Annotated in this window: 16 protein-coding genes; 9 read left to right on the forward strand and 7 right to left on the reverse strand. The window is 68.3% G+C overall.

The features are described 5' to 3' along the window. Positions 1–2: 2 nt before the first annotated feature. Genes L0D17_RS07190 through L0D17_RS07200 form a run of 3 tightly spaced genes read right to left on the reverse strand, consistent with a single transcriptional unit; the run spans position 3 to position 3268 of the window. On the reverse strand, positions 3–854 hold the full coding sequence (locus L0D17_RS07190) for a DMT family transporter (RefSeq protein WP_039459287.1): 852 nt from the start codon (positions 852–854) through the stop codon (positions 3–5). Continuing rightward, positions 844–2064, reverse strand: a complete 1221-nt coding sequence (locus tag L0D17_RS07195; protein ID WP_243094598.1) for a M16 family metallopeptidase — start codon at positions 2062–2064, stop codon at positions 844–846. Before L0D17_RS07195 ends, L0D17_RS07190 begins: the two co-directional genes overlap by 11 nt. After that, positions 2054–3268: a M16 family metallopeptidase gene (locus L0D17_RS07200; RefSeq protein ID WP_243094599.1), complete on the reverse strand. Its 1215-nt coding sequence runs from the start codon at positions 3266–3268 to the stop codon at positions 2054–2056. The genes L0D17_RS07195 and L0D17_RS07200 overlap by 11 nt, the downstream gene beginning before the upstream one ends. Before the next feature lie 15 nt (positions 3269–3283). On the opposite strand from L0D17_RS07200, the gene recG reads away from it, so the two are divergent. Together recG and L0D17_RS07210 are read left to right on the forward strand one after the other, a co-directional pair. Next, positions 3284–5593, forward strand: coding sequence for an ATP-dependent DNA helicase RecG (gene recG / locus L0D17_RS07205; protein ID WP_243094600.1), 2310 nt, complete (start codon positions 3284–3286; stop codon positions 5591–5593). Next, entirely contained in the window at positions 5593–6369 is a 777-nt protein-coding gene (locus tag L0D17_RS07210; RefSeq protein WP_243094601.1) for a hypothetical protein, read from the forward strand. The genes recG and L0D17_RS07210 overlap by 1 nt, the downstream gene beginning before the upstream one ends. On the opposite strand, the gene L0D17_RS07215 is transcribed toward L0D17_RS07210, so the two are convergent. The 4 genes from L0D17_RS07215 to L0D17_RS07230 form a co-directional block, all read right to left on the reverse strand. Next, positions 6323–7309, reverse strand: coding sequence for a pectinacetylesterase family protein (locus tag L0D17_RS07215; protein WP_243094602.1), 987 nt, complete (start codon positions 7307–7309; stop codon positions 6323–6325). The genes L0D17_RS07210 and L0D17_RS07215 overlap by 47 nt on opposite strands. Before the next feature lie 199 nt (positions 7310–7508). Further along, on the reverse strand, positions 7509–10385 hold the full coding sequence (locus L0D17_RS07220) for an AAA family ATPase (RefSeq protein WP_243094603.1): 2877 nt from the start codon (positions 10383–10385) through the stop codon (positions 7509–7511). Next, entirely contained in the window at positions 10360–11484 is a 1125-nt protein-coding gene (locus tag L0D17_RS07225; protein ID WP_243094604.1) for a metallophosphoesterase family protein, read from the reverse strand. The genes L0D17_RS07220 and L0D17_RS07225 overlap by 26 nt, the downstream gene beginning before the upstream one ends. 15 nt (positions 11485–11499) lie before the next feature. Further along, positions 11500–12507, reverse strand: coding sequence for a YibE/F family protein (locus tag L0D17_RS07230; RefSeq protein WP_243094605.1), 1008 nt, complete (start codon positions 12505–12507; stop codon positions 11500–11502). Between the two features lie 58 nt (positions 12508–12565). Here L0D17_RS07230 and L0D17_RS07235 point away from each other — a divergent pair, with 58 nt between their 5' ends. The 7 genes from L0D17_RS07235 to L0D17_RS07265 all read left to right on the forward strand — a co-directional run bounded on the left by L0D17_RS07235 (position 12566) and on the right by L0D17_RS07265 (position 19918). Further along, complete coding sequence (locus L0D17_RS07235; protein WP_039459261.1) at positions 12566–12934, forward strand: zinc uptake transcriptional regulator; 369 nt, start codon at positions 12566–12568, stop codon at positions 12932–12934. A gap of 8 nt (positions 12935–12942) precedes the next feature. Beyond that, positions 12943–15558 (forward strand): DNA translocase FtsK, encoded by a 2616-nt coding sequence (locus tag L0D17_RS07240; protein WP_243094606.1) that lies wholly within the window; start codon positions 12943–12945, stop codon positions 15556–15558. Positions 15559–15580: 22 nt separating this feature from the next. Beyond that, on the forward strand, positions 15581–15979 hold the full coding sequence (speD, locus tag L0D17_RS07245) for an S-adenosylmethionine decarboxylase (RefSeq protein WP_243094607.1): 399 nt from the start codon (positions 15581–15583) through the stop codon (positions 15977–15979). A 2-nt stretch (positions 15980–15981) separates the two neighbouring features. Further along, the gene (speE, locus tag L0D17_RS07250; RefSeq protein ID WP_243094608.1) at positions 15982–16926 is read left to right on the forward strand and encodes a polyamine aminopropyltransferase; all 945 of its coding nucleotides are present in this window, start codon (positions 15982–15984) and stop codon (positions 16924–16926) included. Positions 16927–16960: 34 nt separating this feature from the next. Then, the gene (locus tag L0D17_RS07255) at positions 16961–17593 is read left to right on the forward strand and encodes a DsbA family protein (RefSeq protein ID WP_039459255.1); all 633 of its coding nucleotides are present in this window, start codon (positions 16961–16963) and stop codon (positions 17591–17593) included. Positions 17594–17661: 68 nt separating this feature from the next. Continuing rightward, positions 17662–19197, forward strand: a complete 1536-nt coding sequence (locus L0D17_RS07260; RefSeq protein WP_243094609.1) for a cation:proton antiporter family protein — start codon at positions 17662–17664, stop codon at positions 19195–19197. Continuing rightward, complete coding sequence (locus L0D17_RS07265) at positions 19184–19918, forward strand: YebC/PmpR family DNA-binding transcriptional regulator (protein ID WP_039459254.1); 735 nt, start codon at positions 19184–19186, stop codon at positions 19916–19918. Before L0D17_RS07260 ends, L0D17_RS07265 begins: the two co-directional genes overlap by 14 nt. Positions 19919–19940 lie beyond the last annotated feature (22 nt).

Raw genomic sequence — 19940 nt, forward strand, 5'->3', positions numbered from 1 at the left:
GGCTATTTTACGTTCACCAGGAGAACCCCCGCTAAGGCGAGCCCCCCGCCCAGGATGGAGAGGGGGGAAGGCACCTCCCCAAGCCAGAGGTAGGCGATGAGGAGGGCGAGCAGGGGGGAGAGGTAGAGGAAGGAGGAGAGCCTCGAGGCCGGGGTTCGGGAAAGGGCGTAGGTCCAGGTGAGGTAGGCCAAGGCCCCGGGGAACACCCCCAGGTACAGGGCGGCCCAAAGGGCGGGCCGAGGAGCCTCCCGCAGGGCCTCGCCCAGCCCGGGGAGGAAGACCAAAAGGGGAAGCGTACCCAAAACCAAGGTGTAGACCGTCATCTCCTCGCTCCGGTAGCGGGCGAAGAGGGGCTTTTGCAAGACGAAGTAAACGGAGGTGGAAAGGGCCGCCAAGAGGATCAGGAAGGCCCCCGGGCTCAAGGCCACGCCCCCACCCTCCCCCCAGGCGATGAGGGCGGAGCCCAAAAGGGCGAGGCCGAAGCCCACGACCCCCCTCGGCCTAAGCCGCTCCCCCAGGAGGAGGTGGGAAAGCAGGGCGGTGAAGACCGGCCCGGTGGCGATGAGGAGGCTCGCCGCCCCGGCGCTAACCGTGAGTTCCCCGTGGACCAAGGCGGTGTGGTACACGGTGATGCCCAAAAGGCCCAAAACAAAAAGGCGGGGTAAGTCCTCCCGCCGGGGCGGGCGGAGGCCAAGGAGGCGGGCGTAAAGGAGAAGAAGGGTCCCCGCCACCAAAAAGCGCAGGAGGACCAAATGCCCTGGGGACAAGCCCTTTAGCCCGGCCCGGATGCCGGCGAAGGCGCTCGCCCAAAAGAGAATGGTGATGAGGGCCGCCCCTAAGGCTTTAGGCTCCATGGGGCACGACCAGGTAGTAGAACCCTTCGTCCAAAAGCCCCCGCTCCAAAAGGGCGTTCACCTCCCGAGCGGAAACCCGGCCGATCCGGTCCTTGAGCTCCGCCAAGGAGAGGTAGCGGCCCGTGTAGAGGTACTCCATCCCCAGGTGGAAAAGCCGGCCCATGGGGGTCTCCCCGGCGAAGACCAAGGCGGTGGCCAAGGGGGTCTTGGTCCTCTCCACCTCCTCCGCCCGCACCCCCTCCCGCCGCAGCCGGGCAAGCTCCTCCTGGAGGACGGAAAGCACCGCCTCCTTGTTCCCGGGGTCCGCCTGCACGTAGGCGTGGAAGAAGCCCGCCCGGTCCGCCTCCTCATGGCCGAAGGAGGCCACCTCCGCCAGACCCCGGTCCACCAGGGCGAAGTGGAGCCTTCCCGAACCCTCCTCCCCCAGGAGGTGGGCCAGGACCTGGGCGGCGAAGCGCGCTTCCTCCTGGTAGGCCACCCCGGGGAAGAGCCCCACCAGGTAAAGGGCCCGAGCCTTCCCGTAGGGCTTTTCCTCTAGGCCCACGGCCGGGGAAAGGGGGGGATAGCGCCGCCCCGCTTCCCCTTCCCGCCAGGAGGCGGTGAGGGCCTCCGCCTCGGCAAGGAGCCGCGCAAAGTCCACCCGGCCCGTGGCGGCCAGGACCATGTTCTTGGGCAGGTAGCGCCGGGCGTGGTAGGCCGCCATCTGCTCCCGGGTGAGGGCGGTGATGCTCTCCTTGGTGCCCAACACGCTATTCCCCAAGGGGTGGTCCCGGAAGAAGCGGGCCCGGGCCCAGTCGTAGGCCATGAACCCAGGGCGGTCCTCGTAGCGGGCGATCTCCTCCAGGATGACCTTTTTCTCCGTGTCAAAGTCCTCTTGGCGCAAGGCGGGACGCAGGAGCTTGGTGAAAAGGGCCAGAAGGTCAAAGGCAAACTCCGGCAACACCGCCCCGTAGTAGACCGTGGCCTCCTCGGAGGTGAAGGCGTTGTACTGCGCCCCCATCCGGTCAAAGGCCAGGTTTACGGAAAGGGCGTCCATCCCCTCGGGCCCCTTGAAGACCATGTGCTCCAGGAAGTGGCTTACCCCGCTTTCTTCCTTGGCCTCGTCCCGGGCCCCTGTCTTCACGAAGTAGCCCAGGGCCACGCTCCTGGCCTCGGGCAAGACCTCGGCGATGACCTTAAGGCCGTTTTTTAGCTCTGCCTCACGAAACATGCCTTACCTCTCCCAAAAGCCCGACCCAGGGGTTCCGGTAGGGGTGCTCCCGCAGGAAGCGGTTCACCGCCTCGAGGCCCGTCCCCTCAATGGCCCCTTCTATCTCCGCCAAGGAGCGGACCCGTCCCAGGTAGAAGAGGTCCCGGGCCATGGAAGCGGCCCGGCTCCTTATGGACTCGTCCGCCATCACCAGGGCGGTCTTCAAACCCACCTTGGCCCGGGCGAGCTCCTCCTCCGCCACCCCTTCCTGCAGGCGTTCCATCTCCCGTAGCATCACCGCCAAGGTCTCCCCCGCCCTTTCCTTGGTGGTGCCGGCGTAGGCCATGAGGAGGCCCTGGCCCTTGACCCCGGCGGGGAAGGCGGAAACGGCGTACACCAGGCCCCGCTTCTCCCGCACCTCGGTGAAGAGGCGGCTCGCCATGCCCCCGGAGAGGACCTCCAGAGCGAGCCGGGCGGCGTAAAACCTGGGGTCTTCCGGCCCCACGTCGGGGTAGGCCAGGCCGATCTGCACCTGGGCCGTGGGCCTTTCCAGGGTAAAGCGGTGGGGTTTGGAAAGCGTTGGCGCCGGGTAAGAGGCCTCCTCTCCCTCCCAGGCCAAAAGGGGCTCGAGGGCCCCAAGGAGGCGCTCCCAGGAAACCCCCCCCGCCACCGCCAGGATGGCCCCCTTGGGGGTGTAGCGCCTCCTGAAGTCTTTCCGCACCGCCTTCGGGCTTGCCCGCTTCAAGCTTTCCTCTTCCCCCAAGGGGTCGCGCCCGTGGGGGGAGAGGAAGACGCGGCGGCGAAGCTCGGAAAAAAGCTTCCGAGCCGGCTGGTCCTCTTGGGAAAGAAGGGCCTGAAGCGCCACGCTCCGCACCGCCTCAAACCCCTCCTCGGGCAAGCGGGGCCGGGTGAGGAGGAGGGCGTAAAGGCGGAAGACCTCCTCCAGCACCTCGGGCAAAAAGGCGGCGGAAAAGGCGGTGTACTCCAACCCCGCCCCGCTACTCCGCCGCACCCCCAAAGCGTCCAAGGCCTCGGCCAAGGCCCGGGCGTCCAGCTCCCCCGCCCCCTTCCAAAGCCAGCCCTCCAGGAGGGTGCTGGCCCCCAAAAGCCCCTCGGGTTCGTTCACCGCCCCGGCGGGGACCAAAAGTTGGAAGGCCACCCCCGGGTAATCCCGTTCCTCCAGGGCCAGGAGGAGGCCATTCGGTAGTCGCTCCACGCGGCTCACAGGCCTAAGGGTATCATGGGGAGCGTGAGGGAAGGGGAACTTCGGGAGAGGCTTCTAAGGCCCCTTCTGCGGGAGCTCAAAGACGGGGCGTTGGACCGGGTGGTGGTGGGGGGTCTGGAAAGCCTGGTGCAAAACCTGGCCCGGCCCTTCCCCGAGGTCCAGCGGCTCTTCCAGGGCTACGGGGCCAAAACCCCCGAGGCGCGGAAAGAGGTCCTGGAGGCCGCCATCCGCCTCCTCCAGAATGGCCTTCCCCAGGCAAAACCCCAAACCCCTCCCCCTTCCCGCCTGGGCCTCGAGGACCCCGCCCACCGCCTCGCTCCCCCGCAAAGCCGCAAGAAGCTCTCCGAGCTCGGCCTCCACACGGTGCGGGACGTGCTCCAGTACTACCCCCGCCGCTACGAGGACCGGCGCGCCCTGCCCGGGGTGCGCTTCCTGGAGGACGGGAAGAAGGCCACCTTGCAGGTCAAGGTCCTCAGCAAGGAACTCATCAAAACCCCCAAGAAGGGCATGCAGGTGGTGCAGGTGAAGGCCCAGGACGCCTGGGGCTTTCGGCTCACCCTGGTCTGGTTCAACCAGCCTTGGGTCCTTTCCCAGGTGGAGGAGGGCGCCACCCTCATCGTCACCGGCCGGGTGCAGCGGCGGGGGGGCGTGCAGCTTTTCGTGGAGCACTTTGAGGACGAGGGCACGGAGTCCCTTTCCACCGGGCGCATCGTCCCCATCTACCCCGCCAAGGAGGGGATAAGCCAGGCGTTCCTCCGGCGCACGGCGCAGCGGGCCCTGGAACTGGCCCTGCCCCTGCCCGACCCCTTGGGCCCCTACCGGGAGGCGGAGGGGCTAGAGGACTACAACAGGGCCCTCAAGAACATCCACTTCCCCGAGGACGAGGAGGCGCTCAAGCGAGCCCTTTTGCGGCTCAAGTTTGACGAGTACCTCCTCCTGGAGCTCAAGGCCCTCCTGGACGCCGGGGGGATGGTCCTGGGCCGGAGCTTCCGGGTGGAGGCGGCCTGGGTGGAAACCTTCAAAAAGGCCCTTCCCTTCCCCCTCACCCGGGCCCAGGAAAGGGTCATGGGGGAGATCGCAAAGGACATGCAAAGCCCGAGGCAGATGGCCCGCCTCCTCCAGGGCGACGTGGGCTCGGGGAAGACGGTGGTGGCGGCCTTCGCCCTCTACCTGGCGGCGCAAAACGGGGCGCAGGGGGCCCTCATGGCCCCCACGGAGATCCTGGCGCGGCAGCACTTCCAAAACCTCACCCGTTACCTCTTCCCCCTGGGGGTGCGGGTGGAGCTCCTCCTGGGCTCCATGACCCAGAAGGAGAAGGAGGCGGCAATCGGGCGCCTAAGCCGAGGGGAGGCCCAGGTGGCGGTGGGCACCCACGCCCTCATCCAAGAGGGGGTGGCCTTTAGGGACCTGGGCCTCGCCGTGGTGGACGAGGAGCACCGCTTCGGGGTGCTTCAGCGGCGGGCCCTCCTGAAGATGGCCCAGCACCCCCCCGACGTCCTGGTGATGTCCGCCACCCCCATCCCCCGCTCCTTGGCCCTCACCCTCTACGGGGACCTGGAGGTGAGCCTCCTGGACGAGATGCCCCCCGGGCGCACGCCCGTGAAGACCAAGGTCCTGCCCCACCGCCTGCGCCTCCAGGCCTACGCCTTCGCCCGGGAGGAGGTGAAGAAGGGCCACCAGGTCTTCGTGGTGGCGCCGGCCATTGAGGAGAACGAGGAACTGGACCTCAAGGCGGCGAAAAGCCTGTACGAAGAGCTCAAGGCCCTCCTCCCCGAGGTGCGCATGGCCCTCCTCCACGGCAAGATGCCCGCCCGGGAGAAGGAGGAGGTCATGGAAGCTTTCCGCCAAGGGGCCTTTGACCTCCTGGTGTCCACCACGGTGATAGAGGTGGGGGTGGACATCCCCAAGGCCACCCTCATCATCGTGGAAAACGCCGAGCGCTTCGGCCTCGCCCAGCTCCACCAACTCCGGGGCCGGGTGGGGCGGGGAGGCCTCGAGGGCTACGCCATCTTCCTGGCGGGGGAGGCGAGCCAGAGGACCCTCAAGCGCCTCAAGGTCCTGGAGGAGTCCACGGACGGCTTTTACATCGCCGAGGTGGACCTGAAGCTAAGGGGGCCCGGGGAGCTTAGGGGCACGCGGCAGTCCGGCTACCCCGAGCTCAAGCTTGGCGACCTGGCGGAGGACACAGCGATCATTGAGCGGGCCCGGGCCTTGGCCAAGCGGATCCTCGAGGCCGACCCCGACCTCTCCCGCCCCGAGCACCAGGCCCTAAAGGCGGAACTCAAGGCCCAAGCCGAGCGCATTGGCTTTAGGGAAGTGATCTGATGCGGGCCCTCCCCCACCCCCACCTCCCCGCCTTCTTCTCGGAAGGAGGGGCCTTGCGGGCCCGGGCCCTGCAGGAATACCTCCTGGCCCTTCGGGAGGTCTACGCCCGCTACGCCCCCCTCCCCCCCGTGGCCCTTTACGTCCTCTCGGAAAAGGAGTGGCGGGCTTCGCTTCCCTACCCCTACGGCCTTCCCTTCCAGCACGCCGGGCTCGAGGGCCTGGCCCTTTACACCCCCCTCACCTATCCGGAAAGGCTCGTGCACCGCCTGCGGGAGGCCCTTCTGCCCCTGGGCCCCCCTCCCGGGGAGATCCCCGCCTTCCTGGACCTCAACCTGGGGCACGAGTACGCCCACGCCGTCCAGGTGGCCTGGCGGCTCCGCACGGGGGCCAGGTGGCTGGACGAGTTCTTCGCCAACTACCTCTTCCTGCTGGCCCTCAAGGAGGCCAGGCCCCACCTGGCGGACCTCCTCCTCGCCTGGAGCCGCCACCTGGCCCGCCTCACGCCCCCAAGGAAAAGCCTTTCCGCCTACGAAAGGCGGCGAGGAGGGCTGGAAGGGGCACTTTGGTTCCAGGCCCAGTTCACCCTGAAGGCGGAAGGGCTCCTCCAGGAGGACGGCGACCGCCTCTTAAGGGCCTTTTTGGCGGAGGCCCCCCTGGACCGCAGGAAGGGCCACCGCCTGCTTTTGGCGCTATATCCCGGGCTAAAGGACTGGTTCGCCGGCTTTGGCCTTAAGGGCGCACCCGAGGGGGCACCTTCCCCTCCGCCAGGCCCCTGAGCCAGTCCAAGAAGCTCACCTCCCCCACCTTCGCCGTGTAGAGCTCGGGGCGGGGCAGGATGCAGTGCTGGCCCCCTGGGGCCAGGTAGAAGGTGTAGTTTTCCGCCTGGGCGGGGCGGAGCACCGCCTCCAAAGCTTTTTGCGCCCATTCCCGCGCGGTGGCCTCGGAAGGGGTGGCCTCCCCCTTCATGAGGCCGTAGAAGAAGATCTGGGTGCCGTCCAGGACCGTGGTGTACTGGGCCAAGACCGCCTTGGGGTAGCCTTTGGCCAAGGCCAGGTAGATCTGCCACACCTCGGGGTTCGCGGAGAGGCCGGGCAGGTCGGGCAGGCGCGGGTTCCAGCGGGCGAAGCCGGGGAAGCCCTCCGTGCGCACCCCCACCCCGGCGTCCCCGCAGACGGCCACCTGGGCGTTCTTGTAGGTGGAAAGCACCTTGTCCGCCCAGAAGACCGCCCCGTAAGCCCCGGCGCTACACCCGGTGACGAAGACCCGCTCCGGGTCGGTGTGGTTCTTGAAGACGTACTCCAGCACCGCCTGGACGTTCCGCGCCCCCTGGTGGTGGACCCTAAAGCCCCCGTAGTCCACCGTGGCCCGGCCCACGTGGAGGTCCCCGGTGCAGTAGGGGATGAAGACGTGGGTCCAGCCGTAGAAGGGGTTGGCCACGCTGATGCGGTTGTAGATGCCTTGGGCGAGGGCGAGCTCCTGCGTGTCCACCCGCTTGCGGTAGGTGCGGCTTTCCGGGCCGCAGGTGGCGGCGTCCCAGCAGGCCCCACCCCCCTGGAAGTCCAGGACCACCTTCCTGGGGTCCCCTGGGCTCACGTAAAAGCGGTAGGGAGACCCGTCGGCGCAAACCCCACCCGGCACCTCCACCGCCTGCCAAAGGGCAAGCCCCTGGGCCAAGGCCAAACCCAAAAGCCAAAGGAGGGCGATAAGCCGCTTCATTTTCACCTCCACCCCCAGTCTAAAAGAGGGCTTAGACCGGGTCAAGAAAAGGTGGGCCGAGGACCGCCCCTAGGAGAACCTTGTCCTTACGCTCCCGGTTATCCGGAGCATTTTTGTTAGCCCCCTGACCGGAAGGCACGGCGCCCCCTCGAGGCCCTGCGCCGGCATTCACCCCAGGGCCAGCCCGGAACTCTCCTCCCTAGGCCCACTCCACCCGGCTCCCGGAAGGGTGCTTGCGCACCCGAAGCCTGGCGGGAAGACGCTCCGCCAGGGCCTCCACGTGGGTCACGATGCCCACGAGCCTCCCCCGGGTGGGGAGGCTTTCCAGGACGGCCGCCACCCCCTCGAGGGCCTCCGGGTCCAGGGTGCCGAAGCCCTCGTCCAAAAAGAGGGCCCCCAGGCGGCCCCGGGAGAGCTCCTCGGAAAGGGCCAGGGCCAAGGAGAGGCTCGCCAGGAAGCTCTCCCCCCCGGAAAGGGTCTTCACCGGGCGGCGGGCCTCGGTCCAGAGGTCATACACCTCGTACTCGTCTCCCTTGCCCAAGAGGCGGTACCGCCCCCCGGAGAGGGTGGCAAGAAGGGCATCCGCCCGCTCCACCAGGCTCCTTTGCCTTAGGCCCAGGAGGTAGGCGGGGAAGTTGTTTTCCTGAAGGTCGCGGGCCAGCTTGTCCCATAGGTCCACCTCCCGCACCACCTCCGCCAGGCAACCCTCCAACTCCCGGCGGCGCTCAAGCCTTTCCCGCAGGGCCTTCACCCGGTCCCGCAGGACGGCCACCTCCCCCTGGAGCTCCCCAAGCCGCCCCCGCGCCTGGTCCAAGGCTTCCTTTGCCGCCTCGAGGCGGGTGCGGGCCTCCTCCAAGGGAATGTCGGGCAAGGGAGGCAAGGCCTTCAGAAGGGCCTCCACCTCAGCGAACTCCTCCTCGTGGGCCTTGAGGCGGTTCCGCAGGGCCTCCGCCTCCTCGGGAGGGAGGTAGAGGGTTCTCGCCTCCTCCTCGGGCATGAGGCCTTGGACCAGGGCTTCCGCCTCGGCCAGGGCCTTTGCCTGCTCCTCCCTTTTGGCCCGCAGGGCGGCGAGGTCCCGGCGCAACCCCTCCTCGGCCTCGGCGAGAACCCTATCCTGGGCCTCCCTTTCCTCCAGGTCCCGCACCGCCTGGCCGAGGGCCTCCAGGTAACCCCCCACCCCCCTGCCCCCGGTAACCTCCAGGAGGTACCGGTAGAGCCCAGCCCCTAGGGCGGCCTTCTCCTCCCTCAAGGCCGCCAAGGCGGCCCGGGCCTCGGCGAGGAGGACCTCCGGCTCCCCCTCCCGGTGCAGGCGGAGGCGGGCCTCCTCCGCCCGAAGCCCCTCCACCTCCTTCTCCTTGGCCTTCACCTCACCCCTCAGCTCCTGGTAGCGGTCCCGGAGGGCCTCTAAGGCCCTCTGTGCCTCGGCGTGGGCCTTCTTTAGGGCCTCGAGGTCCCCGGGCCTGGGCCCCACCCCGAGCCCCTCCAGGGCCTCCTCCTTGGCCGAGACCGCCTGACGGAGGCGCCCAAGCTCCGCCAGAACCTCCCTTAGCGCCCTTTCCAGGACCCGCCGCCGCGGGACCAGGTCCACCCCCTCCGGCCTTGGGGGCAGGGTGTGGACGAGCCCCCCGCAAAGGGGGCAGGGCTTGCCGGGCTCCAGGAGGTCATGGTAGGCCAATAGCCCCTGCCGCCTCTCCTCCAGCTCCAAAGCGGCGAGCTCCCCTTCCAGCCGCGCCTTTTCCCCCTGCAAGCGGTCCAAGGCCTCCTTTAGGGAGGAAAGCTCCTCCTTTAGCGCGCGGGCCTCCGCCCCCTTCAGGGCCTCGGCCAGGGCCTCCACCTCCTCCCGCTTCGCCTTGCCCTCCGCCTCCACCTCCTTTAGCGCTTCCCTAAGCTGGGCCAAGGCCGCCTCCCCCGCCAAGCGCCGCTTCCTGGCCTCGGCCCAAGCCTCCAGGGCCCGCACCTCCCCTTCCAGACGGGGTTCCTCGTCCAGAAGGGCCTCCAGGGCCTCGGGGTCCAGACGGGGGCTTGGGTGCTCCTTCACCCCCACCCGGCGCCAGAGGACCTCCAAGGCCTTCAGTTCTTGGGCCTTCAGGAGGGCTTCCTTCGCCTCCCGCAGGGCCTCGGGATGGAAGGCCAACGCCTTCCGCTTCCCTTCCAGCTCCGAAAGCCTCCCCTCAAGCTCCCCAAGCCCCGCCTCCGTGGCCCGCAGGGCGGCCTCCTTCTCCCGGTAGGCCTCCCAAAGGCGCAGGGCCCGAGCGGCCTCCTCCGCCCGGGCCAGGCGCTTCCGCAGATCCTCCATGGCGGAGGCCTCTCCCAAAAGGCGCTCCCTCCTCGTCTCCAAGTGGTGGCGCCTTTCCAGGTGTTGGAAGAGGGTCTCCGCCTCCTTGGCCTCCCTTTCCAGGCGCTCCACCGCCTCCCCAAGCCTTTCCGCCTCCGCCTCCCTATGGGCAAGCGTCCCCTCCAAGGCCTCCAGCGCCTCGAGGGTGGCGTCCTCGAGGGTCTTTAGCTCCCCCTCCAGCCGCCCCTTCTCCTCCAGCAGGGAGGCCCGCCGGGAAGCCGCCTTCTCCCGGGCCTTCTCCAGCCTCGCAAGCTCAAATAGGTCCAGGAGGATGCGCCTTCGCTCCTTGGCCTCCCCCTTCAGGAAGCGGTCAAACTCCCCTTGGGGCAGGAGGAGGGCCCGGGTGAAGGCCTCGTAGGAGAGGCCCAGGAGGTTTTCTATCCCTTGGTTCAGCTTCTCCAGGGTTTCAAAGGGCACCAGGCGTTCCCCGTCCCCTCCCAGTTCAAAAAGCCGCCCCTCTCCCTTCCTGCCCCGCACCCGCTCCACCCGGTAGACCCGCTCCCCCACCTGGAAGGTGAGGCGCACCCGGGCCTCCCCCAAGGCGGGGTGGACCAGGTCCGCCACGTTGCGGCCCACCCGGGGCACGCGGCCGTAAAGGGCGAAGGCCATGGCGTCTAAAAGGGTGCTCTTGCCGCTCCCCGTGGGCCCGGTGATGGCGAAGAGCTCCACATCGGAAAAGTCCACCTCCTGCCGCTCCCGGTAGGGGCCAAACCCCTCAAGCTCCAAGCGCAAGGGCCTCAAGCTCCACCTCCGTGAGCACCTGCTTTAGACCTTGCAGAAGCCCTTCCTCCTTGCGCCCCTTTTCCTCCAGGTAGCGGGCGTAGGCCTCGAGGAGGCCAAGCTCCGCCCCCCCTTCCCCCTGGAGCTCCTCGGGCGAGACCCCCGCCCCCTCCACGGCGAGGAGGTTGGGCAGGGCCTGGAAGAGCCTCTCCCGCACCACAGCGGAAAGCCTCCCCTCCACCACGAGCCTCAGGTAGCCGGGAAAGCCCCTTAGCTCCTCCAGCCTCCCATCCAGGTCCTTCGGGGAAAGGCGGTAAGTCCTTAGGGGCTTGCCCCAACGCTCCCGGATGGGGTGGACCTTGGGAGGCCCCGAGGGGGGAAGCTCCACCAAAAGCGCCCCCCGCTCCGCCTCCTCCCCCTCGCCGAAGTCCAACTGGATTAGGCTTCCCGAGTACCAGGCCAAAGGGGCCTCGGAAACCGCCTGTTGGCGGTGGATGTGGCCCAAGGCCACGTACCGGGCGGAAAGGGGCAAAAAGGCGGTGGGCACGGCGTAGGCCTCGGAAAGGTGGAAGGCGAACTCCCCTCCCCCAGGCCGCGCCCCCACCACGGCGAAGTGGCCCAGCATCAGGGGGCTCGCCAGGTTGTCCAGGATGCGGCGCATGCTTTCGGCGTAGGTCTGGTGGCGCCCCTCCGCCTCCTGCCAGAGCTTTTTCATGAGTACCCTCTCGGACACGAAGGGCAGGAGGGCCGCCCCGACCCCCAGGACCTGCACCACCCCCCCTTCCTCGCGGAAAAGGGGCCGGCCCCGCACCGTGGCCCCCGCCAGGGCGAGGAGGGGGGAAAGGGCCTCGAGGCGCTCCTTGGGGTCGTGGTTGCCGGCGATCACCAGGGCGGGGACCCCAAGCTCCCTCAGCCTCAGGAAAAACTCCACCGCCAAGGCCTCCGCCTCCGCGGAAACCTGGGGCCGGTCAAAGAGGTCCCCCGCCACCAGAACGAGGTCCACCCGGTCCTTCCTGACGATTTCCAAAAGGTCCTTCAAGGCCTGTGCGATCTCCGGGGTGCGGTCCACGCCTCTTAATACCTTTCCCAAGTGCCAGTCCGCCGTGTGAAGAAGGCGCACGGCACCCATTATGCCTTAGTGGGCGTGGCCGTGGTCGGGAGGCCTACCCCGCCCGCCCCGAAAGGCCAAGGCCGCCACCAAGGTGGTGAGGGGAACCGCCAGGAGAAGCCCCAAGGAGCCGAGCACCATGCTGGCGATCTCCGCCGCAAAGGGCTCGGTGTTTAGGAGAAAGCGCAAGGGGGTGGGGTCCCTGGTGAGGAGGAGGAAAAGGGGCAAGGACCCGGCGGCGTAGGCCAGGACCAGGGTGTTCACCAGGCTCCCAATGTGGTCGTAACCCACCTCCATCCCCCGGCGGTAAAGCTCCCCCACGCCCCAGCGGGGGTTGGCGTGGCTCAGGGCCTGGACCACCGCCGCCTGGGTCACGGTGACGTCGTTCAGGGCCCCCAAGGCCCCCACCACCACCCCCGCCAGGTAGAGGGAAACCAGGTCCACCCCGCCCCACTGCCGGAGGAGAAGGGCCTCCTCCGAGGCCAGGCCGGTGAAGCCCATGGCCCGGGTGAAGAGGAGGGCGAGCCCCAGGACGAAGGCCACGGAAAGGAGCGTGCCCAAAAGGGCGGCGGTGGTCTTGCGGTTCACCCCGTGCACCAGGTACAGGGTGAGGAAGAGGACGCCCACGCTCCCCGTAAAGGCGTAAAGGAGGGGATTTCCCCCCGCGGCCACCCGCGGCACCACGAAGTAGACCACCACCAGGAGGCTCAAGAAGGTGCCCAAAAGCCCCCTAACCCCCTTCCCCCGCCCGAGGAGAAGGGCAAAGAGGGCGAAAAGGCCAAGGAGAAAGGCGAGGTGGGGAAGCCTGTCGGGCTCCGTGACGTAAAGCCGCTCCCCTTCCCGGTAGAGGACCACCCGCTCCCCCGCCCGGAAACCCCCCCCGTCCGCGGGCAGGAGGGCTTCCACCCGCTTCCCCTCCACCAGGACCTCCGCCACGCCCCTTCCCGGGTCCAGGGCCAGGATGCGCCCCAGGAGATACCCTCCTTCCGCCCAAGCGGGGAGGAGCAAAAGCACGAGCATAGGCCAAACCCGCATGCCCCCACTTTAGCCCCCGAAGATGAAAGGCGGTTTTCACCTGGGGTATCCTGGGGGCATGGAGCGGGCCACCAAGCAAAGGCGGGCCATCCGGGAGGCGTTTCTGGAGGCCAAACGACCCCTTTCCCCCCAGGAGGTCTTGGCTTTAGCCCGGCGGAAGGTGCCCTCCTTGGGCCTCGCCACCGTCTACCGCAACCTGAAGGCCTTGGTGGAGGAGGGCTTCCTCACCCCCGTGGCCTTGCCCGGGGAGCCCCCCCGGTACGAGCCCGCAGGCCTGGAGCACCACCACCACTTTTTCTGCCGCCGCTGCGGCCGGGTTTTTGAGCTTTTGGGGTGCGAGCTCGCCCTCACCCACCTACCGCCGGGCTTCCAGGCCGAGGGCCACGAGGTCACGGTCTATGGCCGTTGCCCGGAGTGCGCCATATAATCGTTGCGATGGCCAAGCGGAAGCCCGCGAAGCCCGCCCAAGGTCCCGAGCGCGAGGGCCAGGCCGCCCTCTTGGGAGGGCTGGCTTTTTTCCTGCTTTCCCCCTTCTTCCCCTGGAACACGGGGGCGGTGGGGGAAACCTTGAGCGCCTTCTACCGGGCGGCGGGCTTGCCGGGTTATTTGCTTCCCCCAAGCCTCGCCCTGGTGGCCCTGGCCCTTTACCGGCAAAAGCCCCTAAAGCCCCTCCTCCGCCACCTCTTCTTCCTCTACCTCCTCGCCTTTAGCCTCCTCCCCCTGGCGGGGCCCTTGGCGGGGGACGTGGGCCAAGGGGTTCGGGGTTTCCTCGAGGCCCGGGCGGGGGCCTTGGGCCTAATCCTTTCCCCCCTCCTGGCCAGCGCCGTCTTGGACCTTTGGCTTGGGCAAAGGCCTTTTTCCCTCCTCCTAAGGGGGCTCCGCATGGGGGTGGAAGGGGTGCGGCGGGCCCGCCACGCCCTAAAGGCCCTCCTCTTGCGGCAACGGATCCGGGCCCTAGCCCGGCTTTACCCGGAGCACACCGCCCTCCACACCCTGGGCAAAACCCTCACCCCCGAGGAGCTCCCCGGGGTGGAGGGAGCGCTCCGGGCCTTCTTGGAGGAGCGGGTGGCGGAGCTAAGGCGCCAACTGGAGGCGGACCAAAGGCCCCTGGAGCCCAACCTCCTCGCCCTGGAAAACGCCCTCAAAACCCCCCTCCCGGGGGAGGGCCCCTTGCGGGAGGCCCTGGAGGAACGGCGCGCCGCCTTGCACCTCGAGGCCCAGGCCCTTAGGGCGAGGCTCCAGGCCCTAAAGGCCATCCCCCGGCTCCGCCCTTCCCTAAAGGGGCTCCTCCTTGGGCAAAGGCTGCGGGAGGCGCGGCGGGCCCGGTTCGCAGAGCTCGCCGGCTTGGTGGAGGACCTGGAAAGGCGCCAGGAGGAGCTCGCCCGCTTCTTCCCCTTCCTCACCGCTCCCAAGGAGCTCCAGGCGGAGGCCCTCAAGGCCCTCCTCACGGGCAACCCCCCGCCCAGGCCCTCCCAGGCGCAAACCAAGCCCGAGCCGGCCCCCGACCCCGAGCCCTTTGACCTGGACCTGGTCTTCCCCGAGCCCGCTCCACCCCCCAAGGAGCCGCCTAAGCCCCAAGGGGAGGCCCGGGTGGCGGTGGCGCCCAGCACCGCCCTCACCCTGCCCACCCCCGGGCTTTTGGACCCCCCGGAGCCCAAGGGAAGCGTCCGCGCCCTGGAGGAGGAGGCGGAAAGGCTCAAGCGGGCCATCGCCGAAACCCTCAAGCAGTTCGGCGTGCAGGCGGAGGTGGTGGGCCACGCCCGGGGGCCAAGCGTCACCCGCTACGAGCTCCTCCCCGCCCCCGGGGAGAAGATCAGCCGCATCCAAAGCCTGCAGAACGACCTGGCCCGGGCCCTGGCGGTGGGGGCGGTGCGGATTGAGGCCCCCATCCCCGGGAAGAACACCGTGGGGCTAGAGGTGCCCAACCCCAAGCGGGAGCTGGTGCGCTTCTCCGAGGCGGTTCTTTCCCCAAGCTTCCAACACGCCAAGGCCCTTCTGCCCCTCGTCCTGGGCAAGAGCATTGAGGGGGAGATCTGGGTACGGGACCTGGCCAAGATGCCCCACCTCCTCATCGCCGGCTCCACGGGAAGCGGCAAGAGCGTGGCCATCAATGTCCTCATCGCAAGCCTCCTCTTCAAGCACCTCCCCACCACCTTGCGCCTCCTCCTCATTGACCCCAAGATGGTGGAGCTCACCCCCTACGAGGGCATCCCCCACCTGGTGCGCCCCGTGGTGACGAGCCCCGAGGAGGCCGCCGGGGTCTTGCAGGGGGCGGTGGCCCACATGGAGAGGCGCTACCGCCTCATGAGCCAGGTGGGGGCCAGGAACCTGGAGCAGTACAACGCCAAGATGGAAAAGGAGGGCGGGGAAACCCTGCCCTATCTGGTCATCGTGGTGGACGAGCTCGCCGACCTCATGATGACCGCCCCCAAGGAGGTGGAGGCGGCCATCCTGCGCCTGGCCCAAATGAGCCGGGCCACAGGGATGCACCTCGTCCTCGCCACCCAGCGCCCCAGCGTGGACATCCTCACCTCCCTCATCAAGGTGAACATCCCCGCCCGCCTGGCCTTCGCCGTGGCCAGCGGCTTTGACTCCCGCACCATCCTGGACACGCAAGGGGCGGAAAAGCTCATCGGCCAAGGGGACGCCCTCTTCCACCAGCCCGGCCTCACCAAGCCCGTGCGCCTCCAGGTGCCCTACCTCTCCGAGGAGGAGGTGGCCCGCCTCGCCGGCTTCCTCCGGGGGCAAAGCTTTGAGGACCGCTTCGCCGAGGCCTACGGGGCCGACTTTGAGCCCCCCAAGGCCCCGGAGGGCACCGGGTCGGGAGAGGTGGACTTCTCCGACCCCCTTCTGAGGAAGGCGGCGGAGATCGTGGTGGAGGAGGGCTACGGCTCGGTGAGCCGCCTGCAACGCCGGCTTTCCATCGGCCACGCCCGCGCCGGGAAGCTCATGGACGCCCTCGAGGCCATGGGCATCGTGGGCCCCCCCAAGGGCTCCAAACCCCGGGAGGTCCTCATCACCAAGGAGCAACTCAAGGACTTCTTCGGCTAGGGGTGTGCTATCATGGCCCCTTGTGGAAGCGGTGCCGGGCGGGCGCTGGGTAGCGGAGATTTACGGCTGCGATCTGGACGTGCTGGAAAACCCCAAGATGGTGGAGGCGGCCCTCTTGGACGCGGTGATGCGCCTGGGGGCCCCTAAGGACTCGGCCCAGTCCGTGGTCTACAAGTTCCACCCCCAGGGGCTTTCCGCCGCGGTGGTGAGCCCGGTGGCGGCGGTGATGATCCACACCTGGCCCGAGGACAACGCCTCCGCCACCTTGGACCTCTACTTCTACCGCGACGGTGTGGACCCGGAAGAGGTGCTCAAGGGCCTTTCCCGGGCCTTCGGAGCCAAGCAGGAGTCCGCCTTCCGCTACTGGCGGGGCACGGACCACGCCATCCGGCGCCGGGGCTTCGGCGGCCAAGGAGGTTAGGTATGGACTACGGCATGTACTTCTTTGAGCACATCACCCCCTTTGAAACCATGGTGCGGCGTATGGAGCGGGTGATCGCCTCGGGCCGCACCCGCTACCAGGACTACTTCCTCTTTGAGAGCAAGGGCTTCGGCAAGGTGCTGGTCCTGGACAAGGACGTGCAGAGCACGGAAAAGGACGAGTACATCTACCACGAAACCCTGGTCCACCCCGCCATGCTCTCCCACCCCGAGCCCAAGAGCGTGCTCATCGTGGGGGGCGGGGAAGGGGCCACCCTGCGGGAGGTGCTCAAGCACCCCACGGTGGAAAAGGCGGTGATGGTGGACATTGACGGGGAGCTGGTGGAGCTGGCCAAGGCCCACATGCCCGAGTGGCACCAAGGGGCCTTTGACGACCCCCGCGCGGTCCTCATCATTGACGACGCCCGAGCCCACCTGGAAAAGACCCGGGACACTTACGACGTGGTGATCATTGACCTCACCGACCCCGTGGGGGAGGACAACCCGGCCCGCCTCCTCTACACCGTGGAGTTTTACCGCCTGGTGAAGGCCCACCTGAACCCGGGGGGGGTGATGGGGATGCAGGCGGGGATGATCATGCTCACCCACCACCGGGTCCACCCCGTGGTCCACCGCACGGTGCGGGAGGCTTTCCGCTACGTGCGGAGCTACAAGAATCACATCCCGGGCTTCTTCCTCAACTTCGGCTTCCTCCTGGCCTCGGACGCCTTTGACCCCGCCGCCTTCTCGGAGGGGGTCATGGAGGCCCGCATCCGGGAACGCCGCCTGGCCCTGCGCCACCTGAACGCCCACTACCTCGAGGCCCTGTTCGTCCTGCCCAAGGACCTCCAAGAGGCTTTGGACCAGGAGGAGATGGTCTCCACCGACGCCAACCCCTTCTACGTCACCCCCGAGGGGGACGCCCGCCAGGCCCCCTACCTGGGCTAAGCCTTCTCAGGGAAAAACGGGGTAGAGTGAGTTCATGCCGCGCGCCATCGTTCTCGTGGTGGTGGTCCTGGCCCTTGTGGGCCTGGGCTGGATCCTGTGGGGGCCTAAGGGCAAGGCGGGGCTGGACCCCGCCCAAGGGGCCCGCTTCGCCTTGGGGTCTCTGAACGCCCCCGTGGTGGTGGTGGACTTCTCCAACTACCTCTGCCCCCACTGCCAAAACCACGCCCTAAACGTCCTTCCCCGGCTCAGGGCGGAATACATAGACACCGGCAAGGTGCGCTACCTCTTCCGCGACTTCCCCTTCCCCGGGCAAGAAAACGTCATCCGGGCGAGTGAGGCCGCCGCCTGCGCCCATGAGCAGGGGCGCTACTACGAGTACCACGAGGTCCTCTTCCGCTCTGCGAGCGCCTGGGGCAACCTCGCGGGCGGGGTCCTGGACCGCTACCTGGTGGACCTGGCGGGGCAGATGGGCCTGGACACCCAAGCCTTCCAAGCCTGCCTGACCTCCGGGCGGCACCGGGACGGCGTCTTGGCTGACCAGAAGCTGGCCAACGACCTCGGCCTCACCGGGACCCCCACCTTCTTCATCGCCGGGGAGAAGCGCACGGGCTTCCTCCCCTACGAGGAGTGGAAGGCCCTCTTGGACAAGGCGCTTTCCCAAAAATAGACCAAGCGGTGTAGGGGCGGGGGAAGCACACCCCCGCCCCTTCCCTCCGCCTTTGCTACCCTTGGGGCATGGAGGCCCTCTGGGTAGCCACCGCCTTCGCCCTGGGCCTTTTCGCCACCCGGCTAGGCCTCCCCCCCTTGGTGGGCTATCTTGGGGCGGGGTTTGGCCTCCACGCCCTGGGCCTGCGGGAAACGGACTTCCTGCACCACGCGGCGGAGATCGGCGTTCTGCTCCTCCTCTTTAGCCTGGGGCTTAAGCTCCGGCCCAAGGACCTCCTGGACCCCAGGGTCCTGGGGGTGGGGGGGCTTCACCTCCTCCTCTTCGCCCTTCTGGCCCTGCCCTTCGCCGGGCCCTTTCCCCTTGCCCTGGCCCTGGGCTTTTCCAGCACGGTGCTGGTGGCCAAGCTCCTGGAGGACAAGCGGGAGCTCACCACCTACCACGGCCGCCTGGCCATCGGCATCCTGGTGCTGCAGGACCTGGTGGCGGTGGGCCTCCTGACCCTGGTGGGCGGCGGCGGCGTGAGCCCTTGGGCGCTTCTCCTCTTCCTTTTCCCCCTCCTCCGCCTCGGAGTGGCCTGGCTTTTGGAAAGGAGCGGGCACGAGGAGCTTTTGGTCCTCTATGGCCTGGGGCTTGCCCTTTTGGGAGGGGAAACCTTCCGCCAGGTGGGCTTGTCCCCGGAGCTCGGGGCGCTTCTCACCGGCACCCTCCTTTCCGGCCACGCCAAGGGCACGGAGATGGCCAAGGCCCTCTGGGGCCTAAAGGAAGCCTTTTTGGTGGCCTTCTTTCTGAACATCGGCCTGCGGGAAGGGCTACAGGGGGTGGAGGCGGGCCTGGTCTTGGGCCTCCTTCTCCTTTCCCTCCTTAAAGCCCCCCTTTTCTTCCTCCTCTTCCTCCTTTTCGGCCTCCGAGCCCGCACCGCCTTCGTGGCGGGGACCTACCTCGGCAACTACTCGGAGTTCGCCCTCATCGTGGGGGTGGCCCTGGAGCGGGTGGGACTCCTCCCCATGGGGCTTGGAAGCCTCGCCCTCCTGGTGGCCCTTTCCATGGTCCTCTCCGCCCCCTTGGGCCGCTACAGCCACACCCTGTACAGGCGCCTGGAGCCCTGGCTCCTCCGGCTGGAGCGGAAGGGCCGCCACCCCGACGAGGAGCCCGAGCGCCTGGACGGGGCCACGGCCCTCATCGTGGGCATGGGGCGCACCGGGGGGGCGGTCTACCGGGTCTTGGAGGCGGGGGGGGAGCGGCCCTTCGGCCTGGACGCCGACCCGGAGAAGGTGGAGCGGCACCGGGCCAAGGGCAGGCGGGTCCTCTACGGGGACGCGGAGGACCCCGAGCTTTGGGAAAGGCTGGACCTCTCGGGGGTGAAGGCGGTGGTCCTGGCCTTGCCGGACCTCGAGGCCAAACTCCTCGCCGCCCGCTGGCTAAAGGAGCGGGGCTTCAGGGGCGTGGTGGCCGCCACCAGCTTCCACCTGGAGGAGGACCCGGCCTTAGAGGCCGCCGGGGTGAGCCTCCTCTTCCACCCCTTCCGCGAGGCGGGCGAACGCCTGGCGGAGCGGGTGCTAGAGCGCCTGGCTATAATGGGGGAGGTGAGCCATGGCCGGTCATAGCAAGTGGGCGCAGATCAAACGCAAGAAGGCCGCCAACGACCTGAAGCGCGGCAAGATCATCTCCAAACACCTTCGGGCCATCCAGGCGGCGGCCCGGGCCGGGGGAAGCCCCTACCCGGAGGCCAACGTCCAGCTCCGGAACGCCATTGAGGCCGCCCGGGCGGACGACGTGCCCATGGAGAACATTGAGCGCCTCCTGCAGAAGCTCCAAGGAGGCGGGGAAGGGGCCGAGCAGTACGAAGAGATCGTCTACGAGGGCTACGCCCCGGGGGGGGTGGCCCTCCTGGTCTACGCCCTCACCGACAACCGCAACCGCACCGCCGGCGAGGTGCGCCACGTCTTCTCCAAGTACGGGGGTTCCTTGGGCACCACGGGGAGCGTGGCCTGGCAGTTTGAGCGCAAGGGCATCATCGTCTGCCAAAACTCGGAGGCCGCCCAGGAAGCGGCCATAGAGCTTGGGGCCTTGGACCTGGAAGAAGAAGGGGAAAGCCTCACCCTATACACCGACCCCACCGAGGCCTACCGCATCGCCGAGGAGCTCAAGAAGCGGGGCATCCCCGTGGAGGCGGTGGAGGTGGTGCAACACCCCCAGAACACCGTAAGCCTACCTCCCGAGGACGCCGCCAAGGTCATGCGCCTGGTGGAGGCCCTGGAGGACCTGGACGACGTGCAACACGTCTACACCAACCTAGACCCCGCAAGCCTCCAGGTGGAGGCGTAAACGGCCGCCCGGGGGTTGCCCC

The sequence above is a fragment of the Thermus thalpophilus genome (genome assembly GCF_022760915.1).
Lineage (GTDB): Bacteria > Deinococcota > Deinococci > Deinococcales > Thermaceae > Thermus > Thermus thalpophilus.